This is a genomic window from Acetobacterium sp. (assembly GCF_030652775.1).
GTDB lineage: Bacteria > Bacillota > Clostridia > Eubacteriales > Eubacteriaceae > Acetobacterium.
Map to the genome: position 1 here is coordinate 24,028 of NZ_JAUSPS010000052.1, position 18,175 is coordinate 42,202.

Below are 18,175 nucleotides of genomic sequence, written 5' to 3' on the forward strand. Positions count from 1 at the left end.
GCAACCTCAGATACACGAAGGTATTTGAGGTTGCCTGCGAATCAGGTGAAAAGTCAAGACCCAGTAATCAATTCTATTTACTTTAATAGTTATTGAGTTTAGTGGTTAGAAAATCAAAAAAATAATTACTTAATGGCTTATTATATGCAAGCAGTGCATTTCAACTGCAAGAGGTGAAGGATTGATAAAGTACATTTTCAGGAGATTAATCTACTTAATACCGGTGATGATCATAACATCATTTATCGCCTATATGTTAGTATATCTGTCGCCGAGTTCACCAGCACAGATTATTCTAAAAGCGCGCTATACATCGGAACCGACCCAAGAACAAGTAGAAGATTTTAATGAAGAGTATGGTTTTGACAAACCCATACTGGTTCAATATACAAGCTGGTTAAATAAAGCAATGCACGGTGATTTGGGGAAATCATTAACGGATGGATCAGATGTTCTGGAAGATTTCATCTACAGTTTTATAGCAAGTGCAAAATTGTATTTTTCCAGTCAACTATTAGCGTTACTAATTGCTTTGCCAATTGGTGTGTATTCAGCATTTAAGGCTAATTCATTGTTTGACCGGTTCAGCCGGGCTTATTCACTGGTTGGTATATCCCTTCCTGACTTTTGGTTGGGGATGGTGCTGGTCTATATTTTTTCAATTATGCTTAATATTCTGCCCTCATTTGGTTATACTTCACCCAAAAACTTAATTTTACCGATGCTGGCACTGGGACTATCCAGTTCATTCTCCTTGATCAGGCTGGTGCGAACCAGTGTGCTGGAAGTGCTGCATTTGAATTACATCAGAACAGCAAGGTCAAAAGGGTTAGGTGAAGGGCAGATCATGATGAAACATGCTCTCAGAAACGCAATGATTCCAATTGTCACGGTACTGGGAATTCATTTAACCCATTTTATTGGGGGCGCAGTGGCCATTGAATCCATGTTTGCCTGGCCGGGACTTGGAAATTTTTTTGCAAAAGCAGCGAGCAGCCAGGATATCCCGGTGATTCAGGGGTTTGTATTATTAAGTGCGATTTTCTTTATTATAGCAAATTTGATTATTGATATTATCTGTAAACAACTGGATCCAAGAATCGATTTTCATAATGAAAGTGGAAAAAACAATGGGTAATAATTTAAAAACAGGGCTAGTTTTGATTTTTGTGCTGGCAGCAATTGTCTTTGCCGGACCATTAATCGCGCCGTATGATCCCTTTGAGGTTGATATGAGCGTCAGATTGCAGGGGATTAGTTTAGCCCACATCATGGGCACCGACCAATTAGGCCGAGATCTATTCAGTCGCTTGATTTATGCAACCGGCACATCGGTAAAGATATCGCTGGTTGTGGTTGCGGCTTCAATGACTATTGGCTTTATTTTTGGTAGTGTGGCAGCCTTTTTAGGCGGGGCAGTGGATGAATTCTTAATGCGGATTATTGACGTATTCATGGCCTTTCCGACCAAGATATTCACCATTGCTATTGCCGGAGTCTTAGGTGCATCGGCCTTTAATATTACTCTGGCCTTAATCTTCACTTCATGGGCATCCTATGCCAGAATGGTTCGGGGGTGCGTACTAACCGCCAAGCAATTGCCATTTATTGATGCATCAGTTGCACTGGGGGCTAATCGCCGCTATACAATTGTTAAGCATGTCCTGCCCAGTGTTTTTCAGCCGCTGTCAACCTTTGCCTTTCAACGAATCGCCCATACCATGATGATGATTGTAGGGCTTAGCTTTATTGGACTCGGTGTCCAACCGCCAACCCCGGAACTGGGTGCGATGATTAATGAGTCGAAGAATTTCATGACCACGGCTCCGCATCTGTTTGTTTTTCCGGGGCTATTAATCAGCTATGTGGTATTCAGCTTCAATATTTTAGATGACAGTTTGAGGGATTACTGGGATCCGCGAATAAAAAGTGAGTTGGTGTTATGAAAAAAGAAAAGCTCTTAGAAGTTGAACAATTAAATATTAAATTCACCACCAGTATTGGTGATGTGAATGTCTCGGACAATATCAACTTTACCCTCAATAAAGGGGAGACTTTCTGTATTGTTGGTGAGAGTGGCTGCGGAAAAAGTGTGGTGGCATTATCATTGACACGCTTGTTGCCGGAGAATGCTGTAATTAACGGTTCGGTAAAATTTGAGGGATTCACGATTTCAGATCTGGATGATAAGGAATTCGCAAAAATTAGAGGTCAAAAAATTGCCACTATTTTTGAACAGCCGATGAGCTGTATCAATCCGGTTATGCGAATTGGCGAGCAAATTGCCGAAACCTATCGGGCGAATTTTAAGTGCTCAAAAAAAGAAGCCAAGCTTCAGGCACTTAAAAAACTGGAAGAGGTAAAACTCCCGGCTAACCGCTATAATGCTTACCCTCATGAGCTTAGTGGGGGGATGCAACAACGGGTGATGATTGCGATTGCGCTGGCCTGCAATCCCCAGCTATTAATTGCCGACGAGCCCACAACATCCCTCGATGTGACGGTGCAATATCAGATACTGGAATTACTCCAGGAACTTAAAGAAAAATATCATATGACCATTTTGATGATCACCCATGATATGGGCGTTGTCCACGATATGGCCGATCGAATTGGGGTAATGTATGCCGGCAACATGATGGAGATTGCAGAAAGGGATGCTTTTTTCAAGCAGCCGCTTCATCCTTACGCGCAAGAGCTCCTGAACGTCGTCAAGGATCCCTGTCATTACACAATACCAGGTACAGTACCAAATCTGATGGAGATCTTTAGCGGGTGTCCCTTTGAACCACGGTGTCAGAAAGCAACCGAAATGTGTAAAACCTATAAGCCTGAAAATAGTGTCAGGGATGAAAGAATGGTGAGATGTTTAAATGTCATACCTAATTGAAGCGAAGCATTTGTCGAAAGTTTTCAAGGACAAAGAGTCCACAGTATTCAAAAAAAAAGAAATTATCGCCGTGGATGATGTTTCATTGACGATTAACCGTGGCGAAAGCGTCGGGATTGTCGGTGAAAGCGGTTGTGGCAAATCGATGCTGGGGAAGATGTTAGTTGGATTGACTTTGCCCACAAAAGGAAGTGTGAATTATGATGGCAACGAGATCTCAAAACTACCCTATAGTGAGATAAAAAAACTGCGACCCCGATTGCAGCCGATTTTTCAGGATGCTGATAGCACCTTGAATCCTAAGTTTACGGTCAAAAAGCTGATCGAAGAACCATTTGTCATTAATGATATTTCAAAAAGCGATGCCAATCAGCGGATTGACGAATTGCTGTCCTATGTTAATTTGGGGAAAGAGCTTTATGGTCGATACCCCCATGAAATTTCCGGTGGCCAAAGACAACGGCTGGGATTAGCCCGTGCCTTGTCACTAAAACCGGATTTTATTGTGGCGGATGAACCAGCAGCATCTCTGGACAGTTCGGTTCAGGCCCAAATTCTGCAGTTGTTAAATCAGATGAAATCCAATCATGGCCTGGGTCTGGTCTATGTTTCGCATAATCTAAGAATCGTCAGTATGATGACCGAAAAGGTCAATGTCATGTATCTGGGCAGCTTTGTGGAAACCGGTGATACCCAAGACGTTTTTGATAATCCCGTCCATCCCTATACAAAAATGTTAATTGGTTCAGTTTTAACCATCGATGGCGATAAACGAAAACTGGGGAAAACCAAGGTATTCGGAGAACCACCAGATCCAAAGAATCGCGCAACGGGCTGCGCATTTCATCCAAGATGTGATTGTTGCACCCAAATCTGTAAAGAAGAACGGCCCATCCTGAAAAAAGTTGGTGATAAAAACCGCTTTGTGGCCTGTCACAATATGTAAATACTCATAGTATAAGCTAATAACATGAAATACACCGATATGTATGGTTGTAATATTCGAAAAATAAATTTGAATAATTAGATAGAGTAGGAGAAAGAAATGAATAATATGATACAAGCGGTTGAGGAGCGGTGGGACGTTAATGCACAGAAGTATGATAACCGTCATCAGGTGAATACGACCCCCGAAGATAAAGAATACTGGATGGAAGCATTGGCAGAAAATATCGGCCCAGACAAAAATATTAAGCTGATGGATGTGGGAGCCGGAACCGGCTTTATTACCTTAATGGCAGCGGAGTTGGGATATCAATGCCATGCTGTTGATATCTCAAGTGGGATGCTGGAAGTGGCCAGAAACCATGCTAACAATAAAGGGTTGAGGATTGATTTTATCAAAAGCAATGTCGAAAATATACCTTGTGACGATGCCAGTATGGATGTAATCGTCAACAGACACGTGATGTGGACCTTGTTAAATCCGGCTGAAGCATGTAAAGAATGGTTTCGGGTATTGAAAAATGGTGGGAAGCTATTATGCATTGTTACCATTGGTTCAATGGGAGATTCGTGTAATCATTATAGTCAGGATATTGAAGACCAACTGCCCTTAAAGGGTGCCGATGGAAATAAACTCATTGATACGCTTATTGAAGCCGGGTTCTCCAACGTTGAAGCTATTAAACTTGATAAAATCCGCAATATGAGTGATGATAAATCATGGTATATCATAAAGGGCGTAAAAGGCGTAACGACACCGGCACTGTTGGAACGAATTGAAAATCGCTGGAACGTTAATGCGGGTAGATATAATGACAATCATGGCAAGAATGAAAATTTGGAGCAATGGAAAATTGAAATAAAAATGCTTTTAGGCGATGATCTCACAAAAAAAGTTATCGATGTTGGCACCGGAACCGGATTTGTATCCTTGATCGAAGCGACAATTGGTTACCAGACAACCGGACTGGATTTATCGGTGGGCATGTTGGATTATGCCAAACAGGATGCTGATACGAGAAATTTGAAAATCAATTTTATCAAAAGTTGTGTTGAAACGATTCCATTTACCGATGAAAGTTTTGATATCGTCACTAATAAATCACTGATGTGGACCTTAACAGAGCCATTAAAAGCAGTTGTCGAGTGGCATCGATTGTTGGTTCCCGGCGGAAAGCTGTTTTGCTTTGTCCATATTAAGGATGGCCCGGTTCACAGCAGTCATTATGAACAGGACATTGAGGATTCATTACCGCTGAAAGGGGCACCCGTTTCCGCGTTTATCGATGTGATCAAATCGGCCGGGTTTTCACACGTTGAAGGGATTCCATTAATGAATCTGCCGCCAATGCATGGAGCAGAGGCAACTGAGGGCAATTGCTGGTATGTGTTTAAGGGCGAAAAATAAAAACTGGCATCAAATAAATAGGGAAAGGAACGTAAATAATGATCAACAAAACAATTAACTACTGTTTTCGCATACAGATATAACGATATTTAGTGCTACACAGAATAATATAAAATAAACTGAAACCGTGAAGGTTGATTGTCCTACTGCAGTAGGACTCAGCTTTTGCGGTTTCTTTAGATAAAAAATAATTTGTTGGAGGAAACTTTATGAAAAAGGGAGTAAGGGCATTAGCCCTACTGGTTATTGTGGCAGTTTTGGTAACAGGATTTACAGGGTGCACAGGAGCGAAGGCAAAGGATAAAGCTTCGGCTACGGAACAAACACTGGTAGTTGGGGCGGCCAAAGATTTTAAAAATGGCAGCGAGCCAAAAACGTTGATATTCGACTCATTGACAGATTCATTGGAAGATATGTCAAGTGGCCCACGGTTAGTAACTGAGTGGGAAAAGAATGCAGATTTTACTGAATATACGTTAAAACTCAAAGAGGGTGTAACCTTTTCGAACGGGGAAAAGTTCAATGCACAAGTAGCAAAATTCAACATCGAATATTGGCCGGTGTACAGAGATTGCGGTTATATTAAAAAGCTTAAAAGCATTGAAGTAATTGATGATAAAAATTTAAAGGTCAGTTTTAATGAAAGCTATGGGAACTTTATTGATGAATTATCAAAAATCTGGGTAACGCTTCCCAACGCAGTTGATGCCAAAGGAAATATTACGGATTGGACAGGAACAGGTCCCTATGTTTTAAAGGATTATCAGGCGGATATGAGCGCCACTTTGATTAGAAATGAAACCTATTGGAGAACTGACAAAATGCCGGGGATCACAAAAATTGACTACAAAGTCATCACTGATGAAAACTCCCGGGTTATGGCAGTTAAAAGTGGCGACGTGGATGTGATTGGATTAACCGAGCACTATACCGTTATGCCATTTGCCGATGTCCCGGATTTACAGGCAAATAAAGATCTGCAAGTCAGTATTTGCGAGGATTACGGAACCATCACTACTTATAGTTTAAACTGGGCGAAAGGTGTCTGTATGGATCAGAATGTCAGAAAGGCAATTGCGCTTGGAATTGATCGTGACATGCTCTGTAGCACGGTTCTTTATGGCGTAGCAGAACCAACATCGCGATTTGTGTTGCCAACGTATAAATTCTCACAACAAGAAGAAGGACTGAAATACGATCTTACCAAAGCGAAAGCGGCTCTTGAAGCATCAGGTTATAAAGACGGCGACGGTGATGGTTATGTTGAAAAAGATGGCCAAAAGTTGTCTTTGAAAATGGTCGTGAGCGATACTCAAGTCAACAGAAGTGTCGGCGTATTTTTACAGGATGCCCTTAAAAAAATCGGGATTGCTGTTGATCTACAAGTATTTGATGCAACTACAACAAAAACAATGTTAAAAGCTGGTGATTTTGATCTATCGACGTCCCATCCTTGGACAGGGACTGTGGTATCGTATCTATACTGGCGAGGGAATTTAAACACATACGATGATTATGGAATCGGTTATGGTGTGAATGATGAAATGAACACGCTGACTGAAACGGTTAGTGTAACTGGCGACGATAAAGTAAGAGAAGAAGCCTTTAATAAAATTTGGGACATCCAAAATGATTTTGTAGCCGGGGTTCCGCTCTATTTCTCGCAACGAATATTTGTTGCCCAATCAAATATTGAAGGTTTGAAATTCTGTCCGAATACAGCAGAAGTTGATTTAAGTGAAGTCGTGATTAAATAGCGAAAAGATCATAATTTAAGTCGGCGGAGTGTAGAACTCCACCGACTTAAAGTCATGTATCGAAATAAAAATAGAACAGGTTAATATTTTAGATTGGAGATAAAATGAAAAAGATAATTATTAACCGGGTACTGATGATTTTACCAACTGTTATTACGATTGCTTTTCTGGCCTTTAGCATCATGTATTTTTCCCCGGGGAACCCGGCAGAAATATTAATGCGGTATCGTAATCCGGAGGGTGGCACAGATCCGGCAGCTTTGGCGCACTATGAAGAAATGCTTGGGATTAATGATCCTTTTTTAACGCAATTTGAGAATTGGGGTGCTGGGATACTGACTGGGGATTTTGGAGAATCCTTCAAAACAGGGAATCCAGTAACGGAAGAGTTTTTTTATCGTATCGGTTACACCCTGATGTTGTCTTTTACGGGATTGGCGTTTTCACTCGTGATCGGTATTACCTTAGGATTTCTTTCGGCAGAGTTTAAAGATTCGTGGCTCGATAATTTACTAAGGTTCACCCAATCGCTTAAGATGTCTATTCCCAGTTTCTGGCTGGCGCTGTTTTTCATCTATATTTTCTCAACCCAATTGAGATGGTTTAGTGCTTTTGGATACAATAGTCCCAAAGATCTGATCCTACCAGGGCTTGTGTTGGGGTTAAGCAATTCCAGTAGGATGGTAAGACTGGTTCGAACCTGTATCCTGGAAGAAAAGGGCAGTGGCTATGTGTACACGGCCAGGGTTAAAGGGTTAAGTGAAATTCAGATTTTTTTCAAACACATTCTTAAGAATATTACCTTGCCCATTATTACCCTAACAGGAGTCAGTCTGGTTAGTATGATTGGCGGCAGTCTTATTATTGAAAATATTTTTGGCCTTCCAGGAATCGGGACCTATCTGGTATCGGCTATTGTTGCCAAGGACTATCCTGTTTCAATGGGTTTTCTTTTTGCGTATGGGGTGATCATTGTGTTCATCAATTTGTTTATCGATATTGTATACCAGTTTGTTGATCCAAGAGTGAGGGATTGTGCCAATGCGGAAATATAAAGTCAAAACAAAAAAGCAGCAAAAAAATCTCATCTGGATATGGAGCGGCCTATTATTGATACTGCTTATTCTTATTGTTTTCTCGCCCTATATTTTCCCTGATTCCAATACCATCAATTACGAACTGCAATTGCAGAAACCCAGTTTTCAGCATTGGTTTGGAACGGATGAATTTGGACGGGATTTGTTTTCCCGGGTTTTTAATGGCATGCGGACTTCACTGATGTATTCATTAATTATTGAAGCTATTGCGTTAACCATCGGTCTGGCAATCGGACTCTTATCGGGTTATCTGGGGGGAAAGGTGGATGGTTTCTTCAATTATATCATGAATGTTTTTCAGGCCTTTCCAACGACTATTGCAGCCATTGCGCTGATTGCAGTGCTGGGTACCGGGGATCTTACCTTGATTATTGTATTGTCGGTGATGGGCTGGGTTGCTTATGCCAGAATTGTCAGAAGCGAAACACTGATCTTTAAAGAACGCGATTTTGTACTAGGTGCCCGTGCTGCGGGGGGCAGCAGCGCTTATATTTTAGGAAAACATATTTTCCCAAATGTCTTATTGCCGGTTTTACCGCTGGCTACCCTGATGATTGGTCATGGCATTATGGCCATTGCCAGTCTGAGCTTTCTGGGCTTTGGTGTGCAGCCACCAAATGCAGAAATCGGTTTGATGTTAAAAGATTCAGCCACCTTTATCAGTCGGGCCCCCTGGCTGTTAGTGGGGCCGGGGATTGTCCTGGCGATGGTGGTAGCATTAATCAATGCATTGGGGGATGCCATCAGAGATAAGATGGATCCCCAGAAACAAATGATGGAAATTTAGAGGTGAACCATGCAAGACGATGCAGTTCTCAAAATAACAAATTTGAATACCTACTTTCAGACCCCGGACGGAAATGTTTCGGCCGTATGTGATGTCGATATTGAAATTAAAAAAGGCGAAATTGTCGGTTTGATTGGAGAAACCGGATGCGGCAAATCGGTTTTGGGAGAATCAGTACTAAAAGTTCTTCCTTATAATGCCATCGCAAACGGAAGCATTCTGTTTGAAAATAGTGAATTGATGGGGTATCAACAAAAACAAATGCGCCAAATACGGGGGCGAAAAATCGCCGTGATTCCCCAAAACCCATCAGAAGCTTTGAATCCCCTGATTAAAAACAAGAAGCAGATTTATGAAGCCATTGACCATAATGACAAAGTAAAGGGTACGGAAAAAAAGAAACAGGCGCTCCGACTGCTTCAAAAGATGCATTTTAAAGAACCGGAAAAAGTGCTGGATTCCTATCCCCATCGACTAAGTGGTGGTATGAAACAGCGGATCCTGGCGGCAATGGGCTTATGCGGCAATCCCAGTTTGCTGATTGCCGATGAACCAACAAAAGGGTTGGATGCTATTGTTCGCAGTCAGGTTATTGAAACCCTGATGCTGTTTAAGGAAAACACCGGAACGGCGATGATGCTGATTACCCATGATTTGAATTTTGCTATCAAGGTTTGTGATCGGATCGCAGTGATGTATGCGGGCGAGTTAATCGAGGTAGGAAGCAGCGACGAGATTTTCAACAATCCGTTGCACCCCTATCTGATGGGTTTGTTTTTAGCCCAGCCAGAAAATGGCTTGATTCCGATCGAGGGTGCAAGTCCCAGTTTGATTAACCTTCCCCCAGGCTGCCGTTTTCATGATCGTTGTGAAAAAGCGTCAGAGAAATGCGAGCGGTTTCATCCAGAAATGAAAAAAACAACATTAACCCACGAAGTGAGGTGCTGGAATTTATGATTGCATTAGAAAACATATCCAAATCATATCGGAAGAATATTTTCGGCAATCAACGGACAGATATTGTAAAAGATGTGACGTTTAACATTCAGAAAGGAGAAACCCTGGGATTAATTGGGGCCAGTGGTTGTGGCAAGACGACATTGGCAAAAATTGCCACCCGATTAATGAAACCAACGACTGGCCAAATCGAATTTGATGGCAATGATATTACGGCAGTCAGCGAAACAGAAATGCGAAAAATGCGCCAACAGATCCAGATTATGTTTCAAAATCCTGAGTCGGCACTTAATCCCAGAATTAAAATCTACGACAGCATTGCCGAAATTATGCGGATTCATAAAATTCACAAAAAAAATACGGCTGATGAAAAACGCAAGGTCAAGGAGTTAATCGATATTGTCGGATTACAGGAAGAGCATTTACTGCGCTATCCGGGGGAACTCAGCGGCGGGCAGGTACAACGGGCAGTTTTAGCCAGAGTTTTATCGGTCGAACCTAAATTTATTGTCGCAGATGAACCGACATCAATGCTTGACGTTTCTGTGCAGGCGCAAATTTTAAAAATTCTCAAAGATGCTCAAAAAGAATATCAATTTGCCTGTCTTTTTATTTCCCACAATATTGGCGTGGTTAAAGCGGTCAGTGACCGAATTGCGATAATGAATGAGGGAATGATTTTGGAAGAGGGCGAGGTAAATAGCATCATTGATGCTCCGAAAACCGAGTTTGGGAAAGCATTGATGGATAATTATTATGCCGATTTCTATGTCGAGTTAGATCGGGTTGCAAACTAGATTTCTTTTTTAAAAACATAAAAACACAAAAACGATTAAAGAGGTGAACAGAGTGTTATTAATCAACAGAAAACTAATCGAGCTTGCCAAGCCGTCGGAAAAATGGATTTTTTCAATGGTCTTTGTCAAGCTGGCCTTGTTATTCACGGTGATGTATATTTTTAGCATTACCGGAAAAGTACAAGGCTTGCTCTATTCAGAAGAGTTAACACCCCAAATACTGATCAATGCAGTTTTGGTGATGTCACTCATTGCCCTGGTTCGATTCATCGGCAATTTAATTGATGGTGAACTGGCCTATAAATGTTCAGCAGATCTGCGGATTGATTTAAGGCATAAGATTTATAAAAAAATGCTGGAGCTTGGTATTGGCTACTCAGAAAGCATGGGAACATCCAATGCGGTAACCGCCAGTGTTGATGGGATTGAAGCGCTGGAAACTTATTTCAGCAAGTATTTGCCGGCATTGATATACTGCTTTATTGCCCCCTTTATTCTTTTTACCAGAATAATCGGTCCGGCACCAGAGGCCGCCTGGGTGCTTTTGGTGGCATCGCTGATTGTGCTTCCCATCAACCAGTTATTTAGAAAAGTTGTCAGACTACTTAAAGGCGAATACTGGTCGAAATTTGCTAACTTGAATACCTACTATTATGACAGTCTGGAAGGGTTAAACACCTTTGTTCTCTACGATTCAGACGAAAAGCGGCGAGAAGATCTAAGTAAAAAATGCTGGGATTTCAGAAACATCACCATGAAAGTGCTCCGCCTGAATTTCAATTCGGTGATTATTTCCGAGATGATTATTTATATCAGTAGCGCCATTGCCATTATTTTTATTTCCCAGAATTTTGTCGTTGGCGGCTTTGGCTTTGGTCGGGCGATATTCTTGCTGCTACTGGCAGACACTTTTTTTGCTCCGGTTCGGGATCTGATGAGTACCGGTCACTCGGCAATGAACGGGGTAGCGGCAGCGGAGAATGTTTTCGGTTTGCTGAAACTAAAATCAGACCGCGAAAATCTGCCGGTGATTGACAATACTGAGAATGCAAAAGAAGCTGGATTTAATCTGATCGACGTCAGTTTTCAATACAATGCGGAACGAAAAATTTTAAAGAATATTTCGATGGCGATCGAAAAAGGCAAGGTAACGGCCATTGTCGGCCAGTCCGGCTGTGGAAAAAGCACCATTGCCAATCTGCTGATGCGGTTTTATGATGCCGAAAGTGGCAAGATCTCCCTGGCAGGACAGGATATCCGAACTCGGGACCCTCAGGAGATCCATCAGAAGGTCTGTATTGTGCCCCAAAATACCTATATTTTTACGGGTTCCATTGTCGATAACTTAAAAATGGCCAAACGGGATGCGACCGTTGAAGAAATGATGAAAGCCCTTGATATGGTTAATCTCTCAGGCTTTGTCAAGGAACAACCAGAAGGCCTGGATACCAATATCGGCGAAGGCGGTTGTAAACTTTCCGGTGGACAGAAACAAAAACTGGGGATAGCCAGAGCGATTCTGATGAGTGCCGATTTTTATATCTTTGATGAGGCAACCTCTAATGTGGATGTCGAAAGTGAAGATGATATCTGGAATTGCATCGGGAAATTGGCCAAACAAAATACCCTGGTGGTGATTTCGCATCGGCTTTCAACGATAAAGAAAGCGGATTATATTTATGTTATGGAGCAGGGCGAGATCAAGGAAAAGGGCAACCATGAAGGATTAATGAAAAAACAGGGGCTATATTACTTGATGGTCACCGAGCAGGAGTCCTTGGAGGGCTTGTTTAGAGGAGGTGAACTCTGTGTCAGTTGATAAGCAAACAAATAAAATGAGTGGCTTTAAAATTATGAAACGGTTGGCAAAAGAAATCAAACCGGTTTCAGGGTATATGGGTCTTTGTATCACCGGGGGAATTCTGGGGCAACTGACGATTCTGGGAACCCTCGTTGCCGGGGTCGGAATTATCTGCACCTATGCAGGCATTGATATGATGCTGAGTATCGGTCAATGGCTGGTGGCACTGTTTATTTGTGCCGTATTAAGAGGTCCCAGCCGCTATCTGGAACAGTATTTTGGTCATCATGTCGCGTATAAGTTACTGGCAATCATGCGGGTGAAAATTTATGACAATTTGAGAAAATTGTCTCCGGCCAAAATGCTGGATAAAAAAAATGGCGATGTGGTTTCGACCGCCATCTCAGATATTGAGTGTATCGAAATTTTCTTTGCTCATACCGTTGCACCGATTGCTATCGCAGTTGTGATCACCATTTTGTCACTGATCCTTTGTGCAGTGATTTGGCCAATGATTGCATTGGTCATGCTTCCTTTTTATCTGATTATTGGCATTGTTATTCCGATCTTTTCGGCTCGGTCTGGTCGTGACACCGGCAGAGCCTACCGATCATTGCTGGGCGATTTAAAATCCTATCTGATTGACAGCTTAAAAGGAATTAAAGAAATTATTGTGTTTGGAAAAGGATTAGAACGCTTGTCAAACATTGACAAAAAGGGCAATGAGATTAACGGCGTCCTCCATAAACTGATCCGGCACCGTAATTTTGTTATGGCTCTGCCGGATCTGGGAAGAACGCTGGCACGGGTGGCTGTAATGGCGATCTGTTCCTATGGGATGATGATCGGCGAAGTCGGTATCGGTGGTGCCGCCGTTCTGATGGTTGTTTTGGCATCATCCTTTACTCCGGTTATTGCCATCAGTGGCCTGTCAGGCAGTCTGCTTCAGACCTTTGCTGCCGCAGAACGAGTTTTTGCTCTGGAAGATGAGAAACCCCAGGTTGCCGACCCGGTTAATCCTAAAAAAATGGGTGTGAACTCAGGAGAGATCTGTTTCAATAATATTGGCTTCACTTATCCAACACGCCCCAATGTCGTGATCGACGATTTTAATATGACGGCACAAAAGGGCGAAAAGATTGCATTTGTCGGCGAGAGTGGTAGCGGTAAATCAACGGCTTTGCGATTGCTACTGCGTTATTGGGATCCGAACGAAGGAGAGATTCTTGTTGGTGGCACAAATATCAAAGACTTGACCTTAAAAGATTGCCGCAATAACTTTGCGATGTTGTCGCAGGACACCTGGTTGATGAATGACACGATTGAAGAAAATATCAGAATTGGGAATCCCAATGCCACCCATGAAGAGGTGGTGGAAGCTGCTAAACGGGCATGCATTCATGAATTTATTGAGAACTTACCAGATGGATATCAAAGTAATGCCGGTGAAATGGGCTCACGTCTTTCTGGTGGCGAACGGCAACGGATTGGCATCGCCAGGGTCTGTCTCAGAAATACGCCAATCATGATACTGGATGAACCGACGAGTTCATTGGATACCTTAAATGAAAAGAGTATTCTAAAAACCTTGTATACGGAATTTAAAGATCGTACCATTATTACTGTGTCGCATCGAGCCTCGACGGTTGCCGGATGTGACCGGGTTTATAGACTGGATACCAATTAACTGACAGAGGGATAGACGAATCTCACATCATCTATTTGAATAATGAGTTAAATCACCGGGGGTATGATGTCTATGTGGGATCCCCCCCAAAATATGTATTGTCTTTAAACAAGTTTGATTTTTCAAGGAATGGAATAAAGCATCTTAATATTATTGATTTTCTGTTGGCGGAGGCTTAAAGAAACCGTACTTGACGCTAACTTATATAGCAAGAAAAAACGGTGTAAAAAGTAATTACAGAAACTCGTATATACAGATATTGACAAGTTTAAACAAATATAGTATTATGTTGAAGATCCTTACACAGAGATCGATTGCAAAGCGAATTGCATAACTGAATTAATAATTTAACCGTGAAGGTTGATATGCCTGTTGTAGCAGGTATCAGCTTTTGCGGTTTTTTATTTGCAAAATAATCTAGAGACAAGAAGAAATTTCAAAAGAGGAGAGAGGGTTTATGATTAAAAATAATTTAAAAAAAGGAATAGCATTGCTGCTGGCCGTGGTGATGTTGTCAATCTTGCCGGGCTGCAGTAGCAGTACCGGAAAGTCGGACAGTGAGGAAAAAAATAGTCTGGCCAATCAGAAACAGGTTGAAGTGATAAAGCTGGCCGGTGGGGATTGGGGTTATCCCACCCCCTACGGGATCTACCCGCGGGGACCGGGTTCCCGAAAAATGGCACTGATCTTTGATACCCTGCTGACCACGGATGCCGATAGCAATCCAGCGGCAAAGCTGGCCACCGAATGGGAAAAAAGTGAGGATGGCTTAACCTATACATTAAAAATTCGTCCTGAAGTGAAATGGAATGATGGCGAAGCCTTTACCGCTGAGGATGTGGTGTTTACTTATAATTATTTCAAAACCATTCCCCCGGTGAATGCCGTAGATTTTTCGAAGGTGGCCACCATGGAAGTAGTGGATGCCCAGACCGTCAAGGTTACCTTGACTGAGGCAGATCCTAAATTTTTGTCAAATATGACTAGCTTTTATGTCATCCCCAAACATGTCTGGGAATCGGTAGCCGATCCGGTAAATTATCTGGATCCCAAGGCGGTCGTAGGAACCGGACCTTATAAACTGACGGAGTACAGCAAAGAACATGGTACCTATCGTTATGTCATCAATGAAGCGTATTGGGGCAGCGAACCCAAGGTAAAAGAACTGCAGTTTATTCCGGTCAGTGAAGAAATTTTAGCCTTTGAACAGGGGGATGTTGACCGCATCAGTATTACGCCGGATGTGATGGAACGGTTCGAAAGCAATGATGAATATGAAATTATGCAGTATGTCACCTCCTGGGCTTATCGACTGTACTACAACATGAACACCCAGCCGGAATTTGCCAACACCACCTTCCGACAGGCAGTGGCCTATGCGATTAACCGGGATCAGTTGGTTGAAAAAATTGAGCGAGGTTCAGCGGTAGCCGGTAATCCGGGGGTACTGCACCCCACCAACAAACAATATAACAGTGCGGTTGAACAATACGCCAATGATCCCAAGAAGGCCGAAGAGCTGCTCGACAGTATCGGCTTTAAAGATACTGACGGCGATAAGATTCGGGAAAACGCCAGTGGTGAAAAACTGAGTTTTACCCTGCTGGCAGATGAAGGCAGCACCCGAGTGGCCGAACTGATCAAACAGGATTTGTCGCTGGTGGGTATTGAAATCAATGTTCAGACCACCGATACTAAAACAAGAGATGCCCGTTTTGCAGCGGGAGATTTTGAGATGATCATCAATGGTAGTGGCGGTGGAGAAGATTTAGCAGAAGTAACCAATACCAAAAAATCAGCCAAGGCCACCTCAACCACGGCGGCAGTAGTTGGCTATAATAATCCCCAGGTGGATCAATTATATACCAGTTTACAAAAAGCCACCGATCCGGCCGAACAGCTTAAAATCAGTGGTGAGCTGCAGGCACTGCTGGCTCAGGAGCTGCCAAAGCTGACCCTGTATTACAAAAACACCATCAATGTCCATCGACCAAAAGTATATGACGGTTGGAGTCCGGATATCTATCATAATGATTCCCGGGCAAACTTTGTTGCCGAATAAGATTCGGGCCGAATAAGATTCAGTAAGTAAGGAAATGACGGCGGGTTTGGATCTGACCGTCATTTCTGGTTTAAATAGCAGTTTTTAAAGGGGAAAGATGAGCAAAAGAAGAAGTTTGAAAATATTTGAATATGTGTTGACGATCTGGATTATCATCACCCTGAATTTCCTTCTGCCCCGATTTTTACCCGGCGATCCATTTCTGCTGCTGTCATCAGATAGCCCGGATAACGAAGAAATCGTCATGACTCAGGAACAGCAGGATTATTACAAGAGCTATTATGGTCTGGATAAATCAATGGGCGAACAATATGCCACCTATCTGAATCAGTTGCTTCATGGGGATCTGGGTTACAGCATCTATTATAAGGTACCGGTCAGTCAGCTGATTTGGGGTCGACTGGGCTGGACAATCTTTATGGTGATTTCTGCGATGGTCATCAGCACCGGAATCGGGGTGATTCTGGGCAGTATTTCGGCCTGGAACCGGGATCAATGGTCGGACAAAATGCTTTATTTTCAGTTGATTCTGATCTCGGAGATACCGGTTTTTCTGATCGGTCTGATGATCCTGATTGTCTTTTCGGCCTGGCTGCGACTCTTTCCCTTGTCTGGAGCGATGACTCATTTTGAAGATTACAGCAGTTGGTGGGAACAATTGGGTGATATTCTCAGCCATGCGTTTCTGCCCATTATGGTTTTGTCGATCTCTCAATTAGGCGGTATGTATCTGCTGGTGCGAAACAGCATGATCACGGTGTTGTCAAAAGACTATCTGAGAACCGCCAGAGCCAAGGGGCTGACCCAGCAACGGATTGTTTTTCATCATGCCTTGAGAAATGCCCTGTTGCCGGTGGTCACCCGTATTTTTCTGAGCCTGGGCGGCCTGGTCGGCGGTGCCATTCTGGTGGAGAACGTTTTTGCCTATCCGGGATTGGGACGTTTGATGCGGGAGTGCATTAAGGTTCAGGACTATCAGGTCGTTCAGGGGATTTTTCTGGTCGTGACGATCCTGGTTTTACTGGCCAATTTTATCGCTGATCGGGTCTATAAAAAATTGGATCCCCGGGTTAACGACAACATGAAATTTCAGGAGGGATGAAGATGACCGTCATTGCGAAAAAAATAAAAGCGGCCTGGATGCTGGTGAAGGATTTTTCATTCCAGGGAAAACTGAGCACGGTCATTCTGATTCTGATCATATTGATGGCTATTTTCGCAACCAGTCTATCGCCTTATCCCTATAATTTTACCTCGGGGGATGCGTTGATACCGCCGGACAGCGAACATATTATGGGAACTGATGATCTGGGCATCGATCTCTGGGCGCAGATTTGTTATGGTGCCCGGATCAGTCTGATTATCGGGTTTGGAACCGCCTTGCTGGCAGCGGTCGGCGGTGGTTTGATTGGCATGTTTTCCGGTTATGTGGGTGGCATCCCGGATAAGATCATCATGCGGACGATTGATGTTTTGATTGTTATTCCGGATTTTCCGTTGATGGTTTTATTGGCAGCCCTGCTTGGACCCAGTTTGCTCAATGTGGTCATTGTACTGACCCTGTTTGCCTGGGTGACGCCGGCTCGAATTGTCCGCTCCCAGGTGTTGATGTTAAAAGAACAAACCTATATCAAAGCGGCTGAAACCTATGGGGCAGGCAGCGGATATCTGATTGGCCGTCATTTTTTACCGGCGGTCTTTCCGATTCTGGCGGTGAATATTATTCGTCTGACGGGCAGAGCCATTATCTCAGAAGCAGGCTTATCCTTTTTGGGACTGGGCGATCCGACATCTAAAAGCTGGGGCTTGATTATCCACTATGCCACCAGTTTTAAGGGTATTTATTATACCAATTTTTGGAAATGGTGGCTGGTTTTCCCGTGGCTGATGCTGACCATGGTGGTTATGGCGCTGGCCTTTTTAAGCCGGGAAATGGAACGGGTGCTGGATCCGCAAATTAGAATCAGAGTGTAATAAGCGATTAGTG

15 protein-coding genes are annotated in these 18,175 nt (G+C 43.0%); all 15 read left to right on the forward strand.

Features of this window, described 5'->3' with window-relative positions; genetic code table 11:
* The first annotated feature begins 181 nt into the window (after positions 1-181).
* The 15 genes from Q7J41_RS08940 (at position 182) to Q7J41_RS09015 (ending at position 18,162) form a co-directional block, all read left to right on the forward strand.
* Positions 182-1,138 carry an ABC transporter permease gene (locus Q7J41_RS08940; protein ID WP_304887276.1) on the forward strand — a complete coding sequence of 319 codons (957 nt, stop codon included), beginning with the start codon at positions 182-184 and terminating at the stop codon, positions 1,136-1,138.
* Entirely contained in the window at positions 1,131-1,946 is an 816-nt protein-coding gene (locus Q7J41_RS08945) for an ABC transporter permease (protein ID WP_304887278.1), read from the forward strand. Before Q7J41_RS08940 ends, Q7J41_RS08945 begins: the two co-directional genes overlap by 8 nt.
* Positions 1,943-2,890, forward strand: a complete 948-nt coding sequence (locus Q7J41_RS08950; RefSeq protein WP_304887280.1) for an ABC transporter ATP-binding protein — start codon at positions 1,943-1,945, stop codon at positions 2,888-2,890. Before Q7J41_RS08945 ends, Q7J41_RS08950 begins: the two co-directional genes overlap by 4 nt.
* Positions 2,874-3,836: an ABC transporter ATP-binding protein gene (locus tag Q7J41_RS08955; RefSeq protein WP_304887281.1), complete on the forward strand. Its 963-nt coding sequence runs from the start codon at positions 2,874-2,876 to the stop codon at positions 3,834-3,836. Before Q7J41_RS08950 ends, Q7J41_RS08955 begins: the two co-directional genes overlap by 17 nt.
* A gap of 99 nt (positions 3,837-3,935) precedes the next feature.
* Complete coding sequence (locus tag Q7J41_RS08960; protein ID WP_304887283.1) at positions 3,936-5,243, forward strand: class I SAM-dependent methyltransferase; 1,308 nt, start codon at positions 3,936-3,938, stop codon at positions 5,241-5,243.
* A gap of 209 nt (positions 5,244-5,452) precedes the next feature.
* Positions 5,453-7,000: an ABC transporter substrate-binding protein gene (locus tag Q7J41_RS08965; RefSeq protein ID WP_304887285.1), complete on the forward strand. Its 1,548-nt coding sequence runs from the start codon at positions 5,453-5,455 to the stop codon at positions 6,998-7,000.
* 104 nt (positions 7,001-7,104) lie between these two features.
* Positions 7,105-8,055 carry an ABC transporter permease gene (locus Q7J41_RS08970; protein ID WP_304887287.1) on the forward strand — a complete coding sequence of 317 codons (951 nt, stop codon included), beginning with the start codon at positions 7,105-7,107 and terminating at the stop codon, positions 8,053-8,055.
* A 55-nt stretch (positions 8,056-8,110) separates the two neighbouring features.
* Positions 8,111-8,884, forward strand: a complete 774-nt coding sequence (locus Q7J41_RS08975) for an ABC transporter permease (RefSeq protein ID WP_304887289.1) — start codon at positions 8,111-8,113, stop codon at positions 8,882-8,884.
* A 9-nt stretch (positions 8,885-8,893) separates the two neighbouring features.
* Positions 8,894-9,841, forward strand: a complete 948-nt coding sequence (locus tag Q7J41_RS08980; protein ID WP_304887291.1) for an ABC transporter ATP-binding protein — start codon at positions 8,894-8,896, stop codon at positions 9,839-9,841.
* The gene (locus tag Q7J41_RS08985) at positions 9,838-10,638 is read left to right on the forward strand and encodes an ABC transporter ATP-binding protein (RefSeq protein ID WP_304887293.1); all 801 of its coding nucleotides are present in this window, start codon (positions 9,838-9,840) and stop codon (positions 10,636-10,638) included. Before Q7J41_RS08980 ends, Q7J41_RS08985 begins: the two co-directional genes overlap by 4 nt.
* Positions 10,639-10,690: 52 nt before the next feature.
* Positions 10,691-12,457: an ABC transporter ATP-binding protein/permease gene (locus tag Q7J41_RS08990; RefSeq protein WP_304887295.1), complete on the forward strand. Its 1,767-nt coding sequence runs from the start codon at positions 10,691-10,693 to the stop codon at positions 12,455-12,457.
* Positions 12,447-14,126, forward strand: coding sequence for an ABC transporter ATP-binding protein (locus Q7J41_RS08995; protein ID WP_304887298.1), 1,680 nt, complete (start codon positions 12,447-12,449; stop codon positions 14,124-14,126). The genes Q7J41_RS08990 and Q7J41_RS08995 overlap by 11 nt, the downstream gene beginning before the upstream one ends.
* A 457-nt stretch (positions 14,127-14,583) precedes the next feature.
* Positions 14,584-16,188: an ABC transporter substrate-binding protein gene (locus tag Q7J41_RS09005; RefSeq protein ID WP_304887299.1), complete on the forward strand. Its 1,605-nt coding sequence runs from the start codon at positions 14,584-14,586 to the stop codon at positions 16,186-16,188.
* Between the two features lie 97 nt (positions 16,189-16,285).
* The gene (locus Q7J41_RS09010) at positions 16,286-17,290 is read left to right on the forward strand and encodes an ABC transporter permease (protein WP_304887301.1); all 1,005 of its coding nucleotides are present in this window, start codon (positions 16,286-16,288) and stop codon (positions 17,288-17,290) included.
* A 2-nt stretch (positions 17,291-17,292) separates the two neighbouring features.
* Positions 17,293-18,162, forward strand: coding sequence for an ABC transporter permease (locus tag Q7J41_RS09015; protein WP_304887303.1), 870 nt, complete (start codon positions 17,293-17,295; stop codon positions 18,160-18,162).
* Positions 18,163-18,175: the final 13 nt, after the last annotated feature.